This is a genomic window from Pseudomonas silensiensis (genome assembly GCF_050434865.1).
Lineage (GTDB): Bacteria > Pseudomonadota > Gammaproteobacteria > Pseudomonadales > Pseudomonadaceae > Aquipseudomonas > Aquipseudomonas fluorescens_W.
In genome coordinates this window covers 47,310-62,445 of record NZ_JBNDJH010000010.1, presented here as the reverse complement: position 1 = coordinate 62,445, position 15,136 = coordinate 47,310, and the positions used below count along the sequence as shown (strand labels likewise).

At 60.1% G+C, this 15,136-nt stretch carries 17 protein-coding genes; 9 read left to right on the top strand and 8 right to left on the bottom strand.

Annotation, left to right across the window (positions count from 1 at the left end; translation table 11 throughout):
• Positions 1-24: 24 nt before the first annotated feature.
• The 5 genes from QF010_RS16030 to QF010_RS16010 all read right to left on the bottom strand — a co-directional run bounded on the left by QF010_RS16030 (position 25) and on the right by QF010_RS16010 (position 4,409).
• Positions 25-1,047: an SIS domain-containing protein gene (locus QF010_RS16030; protein WP_429533495.1), complete on the bottom strand. Its 1,023-nt coding sequence runs from the start codon at positions 1,045-1,047 to the stop codon at positions 25-27.
• A complete protein-coding gene (gene nagA / locus QF010_RS16025; RefSeq protein WP_429533494.1) occupies positions 1,028-2,134 on the bottom strand; it encodes an N-acetylglucosamine-6-phosphate deacetylase in 1,107 nt (368 codons plus the stop codon). Before nagA ends, QF010_RS16030 begins: the two co-directional genes overlap by 20 nt.
• A 33-nt stretch (positions 2,135-2,167) precedes the next feature.
• The gene (locus tag QF010_RS16020) at positions 2,168-2,899 is read right to left on the bottom strand and encodes a GntR family transcriptional regulator (protein WP_033056403.1); all 732 of its coding nucleotides are present in this window, start codon (positions 2,897-2,899) and stop codon (positions 2,168-2,170) included.
• Positions 2,900-3,261: 362 nt separating this feature from the next.
• Positions 3,262-3,765: a L,D-transpeptidase family protein gene (locus QF010_RS16015; RefSeq protein WP_033056402.1), complete on the bottom strand. Its 504-nt coding sequence runs from the start codon at positions 3,763-3,765 to the stop codon at positions 3,262-3,264.
• A gap of 92 nt (positions 3,766-3,857) precedes the next feature.
• Positions 3,858-4,409, bottom strand: coding sequence for an NUDIX hydrolase (locus QF010_RS16010; protein WP_033056401.1), 552 nt, complete (start codon positions 4,407-4,409; stop codon positions 3,858-3,860).
• Positions 4,410-4,555: 146 nt separating this feature from the next.
• Here QF010_RS16010 and QF010_RS16005 point away from each other — a divergent pair, with 146 nt between their 5' ends.
• From QF010_RS16005 to purT, 5 genes are all read left to right on the top strand, one after another.
• A complete protein-coding gene (locus QF010_RS16005; RefSeq protein ID WP_033056400.1) occupies positions 4,556-5,155 on the top strand; it encodes a CoA pyrophosphatase in 600 nt (199 codons plus the stop codon).
• Positions 5,156-5,221: 66 nt separating this feature from the next.
• Positions 5,222-5,746 carry a gamma carbonic anhydrase family protein gene (locus QF010_RS16000; protein ID WP_007954617.1) on the top strand — a complete coding sequence of 175 codons (525 nt, stop codon included), beginning with the start codon at positions 5,222-5,224 and terminating at the stop codon, positions 5,744-5,746.
• Positions 5,743-5,964, top strand: a complete 222-nt coding sequence (locus QF010_RS15995) for a DUF1289 domain-containing protein (protein ID WP_082459060.1) — start codon at positions 5,743-5,745, stop codon at positions 5,962-5,964. The genes QF010_RS16000 and QF010_RS15995 overlap by 4 nt, the downstream gene beginning before the upstream one ends.
• A gap of 251 nt (positions 5,965-6,215) precedes the next feature.
• Complete coding sequence (locus QF010_RS15990) at positions 6,216-6,683, top strand: 7-cyano-7-deazaguanine/7-aminomethyl-7-deazaguanine transporter (protein ID WP_033056399.1); 468 nt, start codon at positions 6,216-6,218, stop codon at positions 6,681-6,683.
• A 99-nt stretch (positions 6,684-6,782) separates the two neighbouring features.
• The gene (gene purT, locus QF010_RS15985) at positions 6,783-7,964 is read left to right on the top strand and encodes a formate-dependent phosphoribosylglycinamide formyltransferase (RefSeq protein WP_429533493.1); all 1,182 of its coding nucleotides are present in this window, start codon (positions 6,783-6,785) and stop codon (positions 7,962-7,964) included.
• A 122-nt stretch (positions 7,965-8,086) separates the two neighbouring features.
• Here the strand turns inward: purT and QF010_RS15980 are convergent, their stop codons facing one another.
• The 3 genes from QF010_RS15980 to QF010_RS15970 form a co-directional block, all read right to left on the bottom strand.
• A complete protein-coding gene (locus QF010_RS15980) occupies positions 8,087-9,403 on the bottom strand; it encodes an MFS transporter (protein ID WP_033056397.1) in 1,317 nt (438 codons plus the stop codon).
• 270 nt (positions 9,404-9,673) lie between these two features.
• Positions 9,674-10,918, bottom strand: a complete 1,245-nt coding sequence (locus tag QF010_RS15975; protein WP_033056396.1) for a transporter associated domain-containing protein — start codon at positions 10,916-10,918, stop codon at positions 9,674-9,676.
• A 12-nt stretch (positions 10,919-10,930) separates the two neighbouring features.
• A complete protein-coding gene (locus QF010_RS15970) occupies positions 10,931-11,743 on the bottom strand; it encodes a cytochrome C assembly family protein (RefSeq protein ID WP_429533492.1) in 813 nt (270 codons plus the stop codon).
• Positions 11,744-11,953: 210 nt separating this feature from the next.
• Here QF010_RS15970 and ffh point away from each other — a divergent pair, with 210 nt between their 5' ends.
• From ffh to trmD, 4 genes are all read left to right on the top strand, one after another.
• Positions 11,954-13,330 (top strand): signal recognition particle protein, encoded by a 1,377-nt coding sequence (ffh, locus tag QF010_RS15965; RefSeq protein WP_033056394.1) that lies wholly within the window; start codon positions 11,954-11,956, stop codon positions 13,328-13,330.
• A gap of 249 nt (positions 13,331-13,579) precedes the next feature.
• Positions 13,580-13,831, top strand: a complete 252-nt coding sequence (gene rpsP, locus QF010_RS15960; protein WP_007944872.1) for a 30S ribosomal protein S16 — start codon at positions 13,580-13,582, stop codon at positions 13,829-13,831.
• Positions 13,832-13,836: 5 nt separating this feature from the next.
• Positions 13,837-14,373 (top strand): ribosome maturation factor RimM, encoded by a 537-nt coding sequence (gene rimM, locus QF010_RS15955; RefSeq protein ID WP_008014731.1) that lies wholly within the window; start codon positions 13,837-13,839, stop codon positions 14,371-14,373.
• A complete protein-coding gene (gene trmD / locus QF010_RS15950; RefSeq protein WP_154503229.1) occupies positions 14,355-15,128 on the top strand; it encodes a tRNA (guanosine(37)-N1)-methyltransferase TrmD in 774 nt (257 codons plus the stop codon). Before rimM ends, trmD begins: the two co-directional genes overlap by 19 nt.
• Positions 15,129-15,136 lie beyond the last annotated feature (8 nt).

Genomic DNA, 15,136 nt, shown 5'->3' with positions numbered 1-15,136 from the left:
AAACGGTTCGGATCAACTCGCCACTCAATGCGTGCGCGTCACTTTGCTCAAATGCCGCGGCTGGTCCGGGTCCATGCCTCGGGCGACGGCCAAACCGGCGGCCATGACGTAGAAACTCTGGATCGCCAGAATCGGGTCGAGGGCCGGGTGCTCGGCGCGGGTCAGGGTGAGGTCGCGTTCGGCAATGTCATCCGGTGCGGCCAGCAATACGCGGGCACCGCGCTGGCGCATGTCGGCGGCGAGGCTCAGCAAACCGGCCTGCTCGGCACCGCGCGGGGCGAAGATCAGCAGTGGATAATTTTCATCGATCAACGCCATCGGGCCGTGACGGACCTCGGCGCTGCTGAAAGCCTCGGCCTGGATCGCCGAGGTTTCCTTGAATTTCAGTGCGGCTTCCTGGGCGATGGCGAAACCGGCGCCACGGCCAATCACCATCAGTCGCTGGCAATCACGCAGGGTGTCGATGGCCAGGCGCCAGTCCTGTTTCGCCGCCTCGCGCAACCCTTCCGGCAGTGCGAGGCCGGCCTCCAGCAATTCCGCGTCCTCTTTCCAGTGGGCGATCAGACGGGCGCTGGCGCTGAGGGTGGCGATAAAACTCTTGGTCGCCGCGACGCTGCTTTCAGTGCCGGCACACAGCGGGAGGCTGAACTCACACGCGGCCTCCAGCGGCGAACTCTCGGCGTTGACCATCGAGATGCTCAGGGCGCCGCGCTTGCGCAGCAGACGCATGCTGTTCACCAGATCGGGACTTTGCCCGGACTGCGAGAAAGCGAACGCCACTTGGCCGCTGACCTTCAACGGCGCTTGCAGCATGGTCACCACCGACATCGGCAACGACGCCACCGGGAAGCCCAATTGCTGCATGGTCAGGTAGGCGAAGTAACTGGCGGCATGATCGGAGCTCCCGCGAGCGACAGTCATCACCACTTGCGGCGGCTGACGACGCAGGCGCCCGGCGATTTCGATCATTTGCGAGTCGAGTTGCTGCAATTGGGCTTGCACGGCCTCGAACGAGGACAGCGCCTCTTCAAGCATTTTTGAAGTCAATGTCTTCTCCTTCGACCATGACGGCGGTCAGTGTGAGTGAGCGGTCGAGCCGCACGCAGTCAGCCCAGCTGCCGGGTTGCAGGCGCCCGCGTTCGTTGAGGCCGAGGTAGTCGGCCGGAAATTGCGAAAGACGTTGCGAGGCCTCGGCGATTGGCAAACCGATCTTCACCAGATTGCGCAGCGCCTGATCCATGGTCAGCGTGCTGCCGGCCAGCGTGCCGTCGGGCAAGCGCACACCGCCCAGGCATTTGGTCACGGTGTGGCTACCGAGCTTGTACTCACCGTCGGGCATGCCGGCAGCGGCGGTGGAGTCGGTGACGCAATACAGGCACGGGATTGAGCGCAGGGCCACGCGGATGGCGCCGGGGTGCACGTGCAGCAAGTCCGGAATCAGTTCGGCGTATTTGGCGTGAGCCAGTGCCGCGCCGACGATGCCTGGCTCGCGGTGATGCAGCGGGCTCATGGCGTTGTAAAGGTGGGTGAAACTGCTGGCGCCAGCGTTCAGCGCGGCAACGCCTTCCTCATAACTGCCGAGGGTGTGGCCGATTTGCATGCGCACGCCGCGAGCGCTGAGGTTGCGGATCAAGGCGTCGTGGCCGGCGATTTCCGGGGCGATGGTGATCACCCGGATCGGCGCCAGTGCCAGGTATTCTTCGACTTCGGCCATCAACGCGGTGTGGGCGAAATTCGGTTGGGCGCCGAGTTTGCCGGGGTTGATGTACGGGCCTTCCAGGTGCACGCCGAGGACTCGGGCGCTGCTTTTCGGGCGTTGTTCGCAATATTCGCCGAGGGCTTTAAGCACGCTGGAAATTTCTGCCGGCGGCGCGGTCATGGTGGTCGCCAGCATCGACGTCGTGCCGAAACGCACGTGGGTTTTGGTGATGGTCTCGAAGGCTGGTGCACCTTCCATGATGTCTTTGCCGCCGCCGCCATGAACGTGCAGGTCGATGAAACCCGGCAGCAGGTAAGGCAGATCGTTGTCGGCCGGATCGCACGGTTGGCCTTCGATCGACACGACCTTGCCGTGTTCGTGAGTCAGCCGGCCGCGAATCCAGCCGCGGGCGGTGAGGATGTTGTCTTCGGACATGATCGGTTCTCGGTTCTTTAGCGGCGAATCGGGTTATCGACGAAGTTCTGCGACAAAGTCGTAGTAGTCGTTGCGGCAATAGGTGTCGGTGACTTCGATCGGCGTGTTGTCTTCCAGGTACCCGACCCGGGTCATCAGCAGCATGGCGGTGCCGGGGGCGATGCCCACCAGGGCGGCAAATTCGTCCGAGGCGTTGATCGCCTGAATGTGCTGCAGGGCGCGGACGATCGGCTTGCCGATGCTGTCGAGGTATTCGTAGAGGGAGTCGCCCACGGCTTGCGGCTTGGGAATGATCGAGGCGGGCAGGGTGCTCATCTCGATCGCCATCACCGTGTCGTCGGCTTTACGCAGACGCTTGAGCCGCGCGACCTTGTCGTTCGGCGAGAGGCCCAGGCGGATCAGTTCTTCGTGGGTCGGCGGAGTGATTTCACGCTCCAGCCATTGCGAGCCGGGGACGAAGCCTTTCAGGCGTAGCATCTCGCTGAAACCCGAAAGGCGCGACAGCGGTTGTTCCAGGCGCGGGGTGATGAAAGTGCCGGAACCCTGGTTGCGGCGGATCAGGCCCTGCTCGAACAGAACTTCCAGCGCCTTGCGAGCGGTGACGCGGGAGATGCCCAGCATTTCGCTGAGGTTTCGCTCCGACGGCATGGCCTGTTCGGCTTTCCACTGGCCGGCATGGATCGCCGCTTCCAGATTGCGCGCCAGTTGCAAGTACAACGGCGTCGGCTGGGTGTCGTCAGGGCGTAGGGCCTGGAGGTCATTCATGTAGGTTTGGTCCGATGCGGATATAGGATTGTTGTCGCCCGGTGGTGGGACGAAAACTAATACCACTTGAATACCATGTCAATGAGACCACTTTGCTGTGGGCGAGCGAAAGCCTGCCCTGATTGATGGGTGATAGGGTTGCTGGTTTGAAGTGGTATTAGTGGTGGGTGTTTTGAAGGCAAAGATCGCAGCCTGCGACAGCTCTTGCCGATGGGAGTGGTATCTACCCGGTAGGAGTTGCTGCAGGCTGCGATTTTTTGAATTTATTTTTTGATGCGCGACCAAAGGTAGCGCTCGGAAGAGGGAGATCAGAAGCTACTAGGTGTTTTTGTGGCGAGGGAGCAAGCTCCCTCGCCACAGGATTACGGGCGGATTTCGATCATCGTGCCGTCCGGCACCAAACCCCAAACCTCGCGCATGTCCATGTTGCGCATGGCAATGCAGCCGTCGGTCCAGTCCAGTGTGTGGAACAGGTCTTCGGGGTTTTCTTCAGTGTCCGGGGTGCCGTGGATCATGATCATGCCACCGGGTTCGACGCCTTCACGCCGGGAGCGCACGGAGTCACTGATGTTCGGGTAGGAGATGTGCATCGCCAGATTGAAACGGTCGCTGACCTTGCGCCAGTCCAGCCAGTAAAAACCTTCAGGCGTGCGTTTGTCGCCTTCCATGAGTTTCGCGCCGATGGGTCGTTTTCCCAATGAGATGCGATAGGTCTTGATCGGCTTGCCGTCATTGATCAATTGCAATTGGTGGGCGGACTTGAGCACGAGAACTTTTTCGATGACTTTGCCGTCCAGCGTTTCCGCAACGGAAGCCTGGGAGACAGCGACGAACGACAAGCAAAACAGGGCAAGCAACCAGCGCATTGAAACGATATCCCTAAGAGGTGTCGCGACTATTTAATAGTTATAGGTGTTTTTGCAGGAGCTGCCGCAGGTGCAGCAGTTCCGAATTCAAATCAAGTAATGGCCGGCTGGGCAAGCGGCGGGATCGACTCGGACCGCACGGGGTAGACCTCGGTCCGCCGGTCAGCGAAGAAGCATTCTAAGGTACGGCCCACCGTGCGGAAAGCCAGCTCGGACCAAGGGATGTCGGCTTCTTCGAAAAGCGCCACTTCCAGGCTCTCGGGACCGGCGCAAAAGTCCAGGTCCACCAGCTCGGCGCGGAAGAACACATGCACCTGGCTGATGTGCGGCACGTCGATCAACGTATAGATGCTCAGGTTGCGCACCCGCGCGCAGGCTTCTTCGGCTGTCTCGCGAATGGCCGCCTGCTCGATGGTTTCACCGTTTTCCATGAAACCGGCGGGCAGGGTCCAATAACCGAGTCGAGGCTCGATGGCGCGGCGGCACAGCAAGACCTTGGAGCCCCAGGTCGCCACGCAACCGGCGACGATATTGGGGTTCTGATAGTGAATCGCCTGACAGCTGTCACAGACAAAACGCAGGCGCGAATCGCCCTCTGGAATGCGTTGGGTCACCGGGTTGCCGCACTGACTGCAAAATTTCATGCTTGGGTTCCTGAATGCTGCGCCTATCTTGGCGTGCGGCGGTGTCTGTCGGCAAGTTGTCGTTTAGCGACATGCAGCGGTTATGGGGTTGGGCGGCCGGTTCGATTGGTGCATGATGCGAGGTAGCGAACAAATCGAGAAGTCTCATGCTGGACGAGCTACTGCATCGAGTAAGCAACCACACCCCTCGAACACTGGAAACCGACAAACGTTTCCCTGAAGCCGCGGTATTGGTGCCCATCACTCGCAGTGACGAACCGGAACTGGTTCTGACCCTGCGCGCCAGCGGGCTCTCGACCCATGGCGGTGAAGTCGCCTTCCCCGGCGGGCGACGCGACCCCGAAGACCCGGACCTGATTTTCACCGCCCTGCGCGAAGCCCAAGAAGAAATCGGCCTGCCGCCGGGGCTGGTCGAAGTGATCGGCCCGCTGAGCCCGTTGATCTCCCTGCACGGCATCAAGGTCACCCCCTATGTCGGTGTGATTCCGGATTTTGTCGAATACCTGGCCAACGATGCCGAGATTGCCGCGGTGTTCAGCGTACCGCTGGAATTTTTCCGCAAGGATCCGCGCGAACATACCCATCGCATCGATTACCAGGGGCGCAGTTGGTACGTGCCGAGCTATCGCTATGGCGAGTACAAAATCTGGGGCCTGACGGCGATTATGATCGTCGAGTTGATCAACCTGCTCTATGACGCCAAAATCAGCCTGCACCAGCCACCCAAGACGTTTATCAATACCTGAAGCCATCGCCCGTATGGCGTGAACCCCGCTTTGCAAGTGAGCCAGCCTGGCCTTGAGGACAATAAGATGAAATATCGCCTGGGCGACGCCCGCGTGGAAACCCATCCGCAGAGCTGGGTCGCACCCAATGCCGTGCTGGTGGGCAAGGTCAAACTGGAAGAGGGCGCCAACGTCTGGTTCAACGCTGTGCTGCGTGGCGACAACGAATTGATCCTGATCGGCAAGAACAGCAACGTCCAGGACGGCACGGTGATGCACACCGACATGGGTTACCCGCTGACCATCGGCACCGGCGTGACCATCGGCCATAACGCCATGCTGCATGGCTGCACGGTGGGCGATTACAGCTTGATCGGGATTAACGCGGTGATCCTTAATGGCGCGAAAATCGGCAAGAATTGCATCATCGGCGCCAACTCACTGATTGGTGAGGGCAAGGAGATTCCAGACGGTTCGCTGGTCATGGGCTCCCCCGGCAAAGTGGTGCGTGAGCTGACCGAGCCGCAGAAAAAGATGCTGGAGGCCAGCGCTGCTCACTATGTGCATAACTCGCAACGGTATGCCCGCGACCTGGTTGAGCAGGAAGAATGAGCACGCCCGAGCGCCCGGTTCGATCGCCTTGCGTGAATATCTGCGCGCTGGACGAGGACGATATTTGCACCGGGTGTCAGCGCACGGTGGAAGAGATCACGCGCTGGAGCCGGATGGATAACGAGGAGCGGCGCAAGGTGTTGGGGTTGTGCCATGAGCGGGCCAAATCGAGTGGGTTGATATGGATGTTGCCCTCGAAATCCACCCCCTCACCCTAACCCTCTCCCCGAGGGGCGAGGGGACTGATCAGGCCGTTCTTTCGAGGTACATCGACCTGGAATATCGAGTCGAGCTCAGGTTTTGAAACGTCCCCGATCGGCTCCCTTTCCCCCTCTCCCTCGTTGGGAGAGGGCTGGGGTGAGGGGTGGCTCTTGAACTCACCGAAAATTTCACTGCCAACCCTCCCTTGGTCCAACCCTGCTCACTGAAGTACCCTGCACGTCAAAATTGACAGGTATCCCGTCGCCCCATGCTCTTCCTGATCGCTTACATCAGCAGCGTCGTGCTGATTAACTACGCCTTTTCCACCGCTCCGCACCTGGACATCATCTGGTCGGCCTGGGGTGGTTTGGTGTTCGTTTTGCGCGACATGGTGCAAATCCGTTTCGGCCATGGCGCGATCGCGGCGATGCTGGCAGCGCTGGTGTTGTCCTACGTGACGTCCGATCCGTCCATCGCGCTGGCCAGCGCCACAGCGTTCGCGGTGTCCGAATGCATCGATTGGCTGGTGTTCAGCATCACCAAGCGTCCCTTGCACGACCGCCTGTGGATAAGTTCAGCCCTGAGCATTCCTCTCGATACCTTCATCTTCTTCGGCCTGATCGGCGCGTTCACGCCAGGCGTGATCCTCACCGCCATGGGCTCGAAGTTCGCGGGCGTGACCATTGTCTGGATCGCAATGGCCTGGCGTCTGCGCAAGAACGCGATTCCCGGTTAAAGCCAAACCCTTCGGTTCATGTAAAATGCCGCGCTTTCTCCCCATGGGAAGCGCGCCAGGCGTTGCGACCCTCGATGATCCGCTTCTTGAGGACCTGAGATGACCCGTATCGGAACTCCATTGTCGCCAACCGCGACCCGCGTATTGCTGTGTGGCTGTGGCGAGTTGGGCAAGGAAGTGGTGATCGAGCTGCAACGCCTGGGCGTTGAAGTGATTGCCGTGGACCGCTACGCCAATGCGCCTGCCATGCAGGTCGCCCATCGCAGCCATGTAATCAACATGCTCGACGGCGCCGCCCTGCGTGCGGTGATCGAAGCCGAAAAGCCGCACTTCATCGTGCCGGAAATCGAAGCCATTGCCACCGCGACCCTCGTGGAACTGGAAGCCGAAGGCTTCACCGTGATCCCGACCGCTCGCGCCGCGCAGTTGACCATGAACCGCGAAGGCATCCGTCGCCTGGCCGCTGAAGAGCTGGACCTGCCGACCTCGCCGTACCACTTCGCCGACACCTTTGAGGATTACAGCAAGGCTGTCGAAGACCTCGGCTTCCCATGTGTGGTTAAACCGGTGATGAGCTCGTCGGGCAAAGGCCAGAGCCTGCTGCGTAGCGTCGATGACGTGCAGAAAGCCTGGGATTACGCGCAAGAAGGCGGCCGTGCCGGTAAAGGCCGCGTGATCATCGAAGGCTTTATCGACTTCGACTACGAAATCACCCTGTTGACCGTGCGTCACGTCGGCGGCACTACGTTCTGCGCGCCAGTCGGCCACCGTCAGGAGAAGGGCGACTATCAGGAATCCTGGCAGCCACAAGCCATGAGCCCGATTGCCCTGGCTGAATCCGAGCGCGTTGCCAAAGCCGTCACTGAAGCCTTGGGTGGCCGTGGTCTGTTTGGTGTTGAGCTGTTCATCAAAGGCGATCAAGTCTGGTTCAGCGAAGTCTCGCCGCGTCCACATGACACTGGTCTGGTGACGTTGATTTCCCAGGACCTGTCGCAGTTCGCGCTGCACGCACGGGCGATTCTGGGCCTGCCGATTCCATTGATCCGTCAGTTCGGTCCATCGGCTTCGGCGGTGATTCTGGTGGAAGGGCAGTCGACTCAGACGGCTTTCGCCAATCTTGGCGCTGCGTTGAGCGAGCCGGATACGGCGTTGCGTCTGTTCGGCAAGCCTGAGGTCAATGGTCAGCGTCGGATGGGGGTTGCGTTGGCGCGTGATGAGTCGATTGACTCGGCTCGCGCTAAAGCGACCCGCGCTTCTCAAGCTGTCGTAGTAGAGCTGTAACCCGAGTCGCGGCTATCGTCGGATCGCCGCCCGGAGCAAGCTCGCTCCCACAGGATTTAGGTTGTTCGCAGATGTTGCGTACACCCAAACCCATGTGGGAGCTTGCTCGCGATGGCGGCCTGTCAGGCGACCCGATTCAGATCGTTATTGCGCGTTTCCTTCAGGCACAGCACCGCAATCAAGCTCAGCACCGCCGCCCCCGACACATACCCGCCGACATAACTCAAGCCGCCCATCGCCACCAGCTTCTGTGCGAAGAACGGCGCCGCCGAGGCCCCGACAATGCCGCCCAGGTTGTAGGCCGCCGACGCGCCGGTATAACGCACGTGGGTTGGAAACAGCTCCGGCAGCAGTGCGCCCATCGGCGCAAACGTCACGCCCATCAGAAACAGCTCGATGCACAGGAACAGCGCCACGCCCCAGGTCGAACCTTGGGTCAGCAGCGGCTCCATCAGGAAACCGGACAGGATCGCCAGCACACCGCCGATGATCAGCACCGGTTTGCGCCCGTAACGATCACTGGCCCAGGCCGACAGCGGCGTAGCGGCGGCCATGAACAGCACGGCGAAGCACAACAGCGCGAGGAAGGTTTCGCGGGTGTAGCCGAGCGTCGACACGCCATAGCTCAGTGAAAACACCGTCGAGATATAGAACAGCGCGTAGCACACCACCATCGACCCGGCGCCTAGCAACATCGGCGCCCAATATTGGCTGAGCAGCTCGACCAGCGGAATTTTCACCCGCTCCTGGCGAGCCATTGCGTTGGCAAACACCGGGGTTTCGTGAAGCTTGAGGCGCACGTACAGACCGACCATCACCAGCGCGGCACTGAGCAGGAACGGAATCCGCCAGCCCCACGAGCGGAACTGCTCGTCGTTCAGGGTCATGGCCAGCGTCAGAAACAGGCCGTTGGCGGCGAGGAAGCCGATCGAGGGGCCAAGCTGCGGGAACATGCCGAACCAGGCGCGTTTGCCCTTGGGCGCATTCTCGGTGGCCAGCAGCGCCGCGCCGCCCCATTCGCCGCCGAGTCCCAGGCCCTGGCCGAAGCGCAGCACGCAAAGCAGGATCGGCGCCCAGGCCCCGATGCTGTCGTAACCCGGGAGTACGCCGATCAGCGTGGTGCAAACGCCCATCAGCAGCAGCGAGGCAACCAGTGTCGATTTGCGCCCGATGCGGTCACCGAAGTGGCCGAAAAGCGCCGATCCCAGCGGTCGAGCCAGGAAGGCGATGCCGAAGGTGAGGAACGCCGACAGCATCTGGGCCGTGCCGGAGGTCTGCGGAAAGAATACCGGACCGATCACCAGCGCAGCGGCAGTGGCATAAACGTAGAAGTCGTAGAACTCGATGGCGGTGCCGATGAAACTCGCAGTCGCCACGCGGGTGGCGGAGTTCGTCGGTTGCGCAGGCGCGGTGTCGTTGTAAGTCGTGCTGGTCGTCATGCAGTTATCCCTGACAGTCATGTGCCCCAGTGGAGCGAATTATTATGGTCGAACACCCAGGGATGTGGGCTTAACGCAGAGTGCGGGTAGCACTTGGGTATGGCGGGGCTTGGGTAAGCGGCTTGATTATAGGAAGGCGGCTAACGATCGAACAAGTGCATAGATATTGAAAAAGATCGCAGCCTCGCTTCGCTCGACAGCTGCTACAAGGGAACGCATTCCAAACTGTAGGCGCTGTCGAGCGAAGCGAGGCTGCGATCTTTTAACTATCTAACGGATAGAGGCAATCGCAGGCGTCGAACTGGTATGCCAGATCAACACCCGGGTAACGCGATTATCCTCGGTCTCCAGAATCTCCAGCCGATAACGCCCGATCTTCAGGCATACCGCACTTTCCGGAATCGTCTCCAGCGCCTCGGTCACCAAACCGTTGAGGGTTTTCGGACCGTCGCTCGGCAAGTGCCAGCCCAGGCTCTTGTTCAGTTCGCGAATCGACGCCGCACCTTCGATCACCAGGCGGCCATCGGCCTGTGGGTGGATGTGCGGGTTATGCAGGCTGTGCTGGCTTTCGAACTCGCCGACGATTTCTTCGAGAATGTCTTCCAGGGTCACGACACCGAGCACTTCGCCGTACTCGTCGACCACCATGCCCAGGCGCCGCTGTTGTTTGTGGAAATTCAACAGCTGCAGTTGCAACGGGGTGCTTTCCGGCACGAAGTAGGGGTCGTGACAGGCTGCCAGCAGTGCCTCTAGGGTCAGGCTGGCATCGGGCAGCAGATGGCGGATCTGCCGGGTATTGAGCACTGCCTCGACCTGATTGATGTCGCTGTGGAAAACCGGCAAGCGTGTGCGTTTATTGGCGCGGAGCTGCTCGATGATTTCCTCGAGGGAGTCGTCCAGATTGACCCCGTCGACGTCACTGCGCGGCACCAGAATGTCGTTGACCGTGATGTTGTCCAGCGCATGGATGCCTGACAGCGGGTGAGGGCGGCAGACGGCGTGTTCGTGATCGTCGTGCCGATCGTTCGGGGCCTCGTCTTCGCTCTGTTGCACCACTTTGACTTTGCGGGCGAACGGTCGCATCAGCAGCTGGCTTATGCCATTGAGCAACCAGGCGGCGGGATAGATGATTTTCAGTGGCGCGCCCAGCAAGGTGTTGCCCAGGGCCAGGACTGCATCCGGATAACGGACGGCGAGGGTGCGCGGCAGGTAGTCGGCGAACACCAGGAGCACGGCGCCAGCCCCCAGGCAGGCTATCCATGGACCGTTTTCCGCCCAAGTGAAAATCGCCAGCAGGGTGCTGATGACCACGACCAGTGCGCGGCACAGGGTGTTGCAGAGGATCAGGCTATTGAGCGAAAAGCTCAGCTTTGCCACCGGCTTGTCGCTCGAGCGCGAAGCGGTCCGCTGGGCGAGCAAGTACTGTTGTGCAGCTTCGATGGCGGTAAACAGCCCCGACCATAAAATCAGCAGGGCCACTACTGCGAGCATCGGCCCTATGGGCAAGTCGTCCATTAATGCCGCCCGTCAGATATGCAGGATGTATTCACGAACCAGCTTACTGCCGAAATACGCCAGCATCAGCAGGCAGAAACCGGCGAGGGTCCAGCGAATGGCCTTGTGTCCGCGCCAGCCGAGGCGATTACGGCCCCAGAGCAACACGCTGAAAACGATCCAGGCGAGGCATGCCAGCAGGGTTTTGTGCACCAGGTGCTGGGCGAACAGGTTCTCGACGAACAGCCAGCCGGAGATCAGCGACAGCGACAGCAGGGTCCAGCCGGCCCAGAGGAAACTGAACAGCAGGCTTTCCATGGTTTGCAGCGGCGGGAAGTTCTTGATCAGGCCGGACGGGTGTTTGTGCTTGAGCTGATGGTCTTGAACCAGCAGCAGCAATGCCTGGAATACTGCAATGGTGAACATGCCGTAGGCAAGGATCGACAGCAGGATGTGGGCGAGAATGCCCGGTTCTTCGTCGATGACCTGCACGGTGCCGGCGGGGGCGAACTGTGCGAGCAGCACGGTGGCGGCGCCGAGCGGGAACAGCAATATAAGCAGGTTCTCCACCGGGATCCGCGAGCAGGCCAACAGCGTCAGGGCAATCACCGCGGCGGCAATCAGGCTGGCGGCGCTGAAAAAATCCAGGCCCAGGCCAATCGGTGTCAGCAGGTGGGTGAACAGACTGGCGCTATGAGCCAGCACGGCGAGTACGCCGAGCGTGACCAGCAGGCGTTTGTTCGCCTTGGCGCCGGTGGCCAGACGAGTGCCTTGATAGAGGGTCGCAGCGGCATATAAGCAGGCGGCGGCGAGGGTAGCTAGCAAACTGGGTGACAAGGGGAGCATAAATCCTGTTAGGCAAGCCCGAAAGGCGCTGAGTTTGGCATAGAACCCCCGCAGCACGAAAGACCATGCAACCTGACGACGAGGTGTCCGCCAGACGCAGTCTTCGCTATAATCCGCGACCTGCCCACGCCGCAGGCTCGCCGAGCACACGTTTATTCCGGTCTGGGCCGCCATTATCCCGGTCTACACAGGGCCTGAAAGGATCGCGCAATGTTTGAAAACTTAACCGACCGTCTCTCGCAGACGCTGCGCCATGTCACCGGCAAGGCCAAGCTGACCGAAGACAACATCAAAGACACCCTGCGCGAAGTGCGCATGGCGTTGCTCGAAGCTGACGTCGCCTTGCCGGTCGTCAAGGACTTCGTCAATTCGGTCAAGGAACGCGCCGTCGGCACTGAGGTGTCGCGCAGCCTGACGCCGGGCCAGGCCTTCGTGAAGATCGTCCAGGCCGAACTCGAAAGCCTGATGGGCGCGGCCAACGAAGACTTGAACCTGAGCGCCGTTCCTCCTGCCGTCGTGCTGATGGCCGGTTTGCAGGGTGCGGGTAAAACCACCACCGCCGGCAAACTCGCGCGCTTCCTTAAAGAGCGCAAGAAGAAGTCGGTCATGGTCGTGTCTGCGGACGTTTACCGTCCGGCAGCGATCAAGCAGCTGGAAATGCTCGCAGGGGAAGTCGGCGTAACCTTCTTCCCGTCCGACCTGAGCCAGAAGCCGGTCGACATCGCGCAAGCGGCTATAAAAGAAGCAAAGCTTAAGTTTATTGATGTAGTCATCGTCGACACCGCCGGTCGCCTGCACATCGATGAAGAGATGATGGGCGAGATCAAGGCGCTGCATGCCGCGATCAACCCGGTCGAAACGCTGTTCGTGGTCGACGCCATGACCGGTCAGGACGCCGCCAACACGGCCAAGGCCTTCGGCGATGCGCTGCCGCTGACCGGTGTGATCCTGACCAAGGTCGACGGCGATGCGCGTGGCGGTGCCGCGCTGTCGGTGCGCGCCATCACCGGCAAGCCGATCAAGTTCATCGGTATGGGCGAGAAGAGCGACGCGCTCGAGCCGTTCCACCCGGAGCGTATTGCTTCGCGCATCCTCGGCATGGGTGACGTACTCAGCCTGATCGAGCAGGCCGAACAGACCCTCGACAAGGACAAGGCCGACAAACTGGCCAAGAAGCTGAAGAAGGGCAAGGGCTTCGACCTCGAAGACTTCCGCGATCAGCTGCAACAGATGAAAAACATGGGCGGCCTCGGCGGCCTCATGGACAAACTGCCAAACATGCCCGGTATGAACCTGGCGCAGATGGGCAACGCCCAGGGCGCGGCAGAGAAACAATTCAAGCAGATGGAAGCCATCATCAATTCCATGACCCCGGCCGAGCGCCGCGACCCTGAGATGATCAGCGGTTCGCGCAAACGCCGGATCGCCATGGGTTCCGGCACTCAGGTGCAGGACATCGGTCGCTTGATCAAGCAGCACAAGCAGATGCAGAAGATGATGAAGAAGTTCTCCGCGAAAGGCGGAATGGCCAAAATGATGCGCGGCATGGGCGGTATGTTGCCCGGCGGCGGCATGCCGAGAATGTAAAGAATTCGCGCAAGGGCTTGCTCTTGCGCAGCCCACACGGAAGTGGGATCTCCAGCAAACCCGCACTTGGCGGGAGCTGACTGGCCGTTTTCAACGACGGCTCTATAGCAAATCTTGATGGCGACTGAAAGGCTGCCGGAAAAAGTCATTTGCAAAAGTCCGGATATTCCTTAGAATATGCGGCCTTTCGGGCACCTATGCCCGCTGTGCCTTTAGATTTGCAGCACCGACTACAGGAACGATGTTCACATGCTAACAATCCGTCTTGCCCTTGGCGGCTCCAAAAAGCGCCCGTTTTACCACTTGACCGTAACCGACAGCCGCAACCCGCGCGACGGTTCGCACAAGGAACAGGTTGGTTTCTTCAACCCTGTTGCTCGTGGTCAAGAAGTCCGTCTGTCCGTGAACCAAGAGCGCGTAGCCTACTGGCTGAGCGTTGGTGCACAACCTTCTGAGCGCGTTGCTCAGTTGTTGAAGGACGCGGCTAAGGCTGCGGCCTGAGCAATATGAACGCGACGCCAGCTGTTGCTGATGATTTGATCGTTATCGGCAAAATTTATTCGGTTCATGGCGTTCGCGGCGAAGTGAAGGTGTATTCCTTTACTGATCCGACTGAAAACCTGTTGCAGTACAAAACCTGGACGCTCAAGCGCGAAGGTAATGTGAAACAGGTCGAGCTGGTCAGCGGACGTGGGAACGACAAGTTCCTGGTCGCAAAGCTCAAGGGTCTTGATGATCGTGAAGAAGCGCGTCTTCTGGCCGGTTATGAGATCTGCGTGCCGCGCAACCTGTTCCCTGAATTGACCGATGGCGAGTACTACTGGTACCAGCTGGAAGGTCTGAAGGTCATTGATCAACTCGGGCAATTGCTCGGGAAAATCGATCATCTTCTGGAAACCGGCGCCAATGATGTAATGGTGGTCAAGCCTTGCGCTGGCAGCCTGGATGATCGCGAACGCCTGTTGCCCTATACGGAGCAATGCGTGTTGGCCGTCGACCTTGCCGCAGGCGAGATGAAGGTGGAATGGGATGCGGACTTCTAAGCGTGGCTAACTTGCGCGTAGAAGTGATCAGTTTGTTTCCCGAGATGTTCTCCGCCATCAGCGAGTACGGCATCACCAGTCGTGCGGTGAAACAGGGGCTCTTGCAGCTCACCTGTTGGAATCCGCGAGACTACACGACGGATCGACATCACACTGTGGATGATCGCCCATTTGGCGGTGGTCCGGGCATGGTGATGAAGATCAAGCCCCTGGAAGATGCGTTGGTTCAGGCCAAGGCAGCAGCCGGGGAGGCGGCGAAGGTAATTTACCTGTCCCCCCAAGGCCGTCAACTGACTCAGTCGGCGGTACGCGAGTTGGCGAATCTGGATGCATTGATCCTGATTGCCGGCCGCTATGAAGGCATTGACGAGCGCTTTATAGAGGCTCATGTCGATGAAGAGTGGTCGATTGGCGACTATGTACTGTCTGGCGGCGAGCTGCCGGCGATGGTCCTGATCGATGCGGTTACACGGCTGCTGCCTGGAGCTTTAGGGCATGCGGACTCCGCCGAGGAAGATTCCTTTACGGATGGTTTGCTGGATTGCCCGCACTACACCCGACCGGAGGTGTATGCGGATCAGCGTGTTCCCGACGTGTTGCTAAGTGGCAATCACGCGCATATCCGGCGTTGGCGTTTACAGCAGTCCCTTGGTAGGACCTTTGAACGACGCGCCGATCTTCTGGAAAGCCGCTCGCTTTCTGGAGAAGAGAAGAAGCTGCTCGAGGAATACATCCGCGAGCGGGACGATAGTTAACAACGTAT